At 57.8% G+C, this 587-nt stretch carries 1 protein-coding gene; it reads right to left on the reverse strand.

The genetic code is table 11. The features are described from left to right. Window positions 1-587, reverse strand: a 587-nt coding sequence (locus tag INT40_RS20395; RefSeq protein ID WP_193096876.1) for an HNH endonuclease signature motif containing protein, incomplete at both ends; no start/stop codon positions are given.

The following is a 587-nucleotide window of genomic DNA, read 5'->3' on the forward strand; positions in this document are numbered from 1 at the left end:
TCGCATGCAAGATCGGTCGCCTACCCGGATCGATCGAGGCAGGAGGCACCCACGCCGGACGACCATCCTGAAGCATCACTGTCTCCCAATCCGACCTGTCCAATAAGTGGTGATGGGCCGAACAACTCAAAGTCATATTGTTGATATCGGTCCTGCCACCTTGTGCCCACTCCACAATATGGTGGGCATCGCACCACCCCGGCGGAGCATCACAACCAGGGAACGTACACCCCTGATCACGAGCAGTCAGGACCGCGATCTGCCTGGCATTCGCGAACCGATTCTCCGTGACCACCTGCATCGTCTTCGCCTTCTCCGAGATCAGTTCGAAGAACACCGCCCCATTCAAACCATGACGAACAAGTTCGCTGATAGGGACCGGATTCTCAGTCCCCGTGGTACCAACCCCGGTTCCATTCGCAAGATCTTCGGCCTTGGCTGTCACGACGAGTGCGTATTGCGAGCCTTGACCAGTCCGCGTCATATCGATGCGCCCGATCAACGTCGCGAAGCGTTCGTAGATCCACTCCTGAGCACTCAACCGCTGCCCCGACACGTCAACGAGAGTTCCATCCTCGAGAACACCG

The sequence above is a fragment of the Brevibacterium sp. FME17 genome (assembly GCF_014897515.1).
Lineage (GTDB): Bacteria > Actinomycetota > Actinomycetes > Actinomycetales > Brevibacteriaceae > Brevibacterium.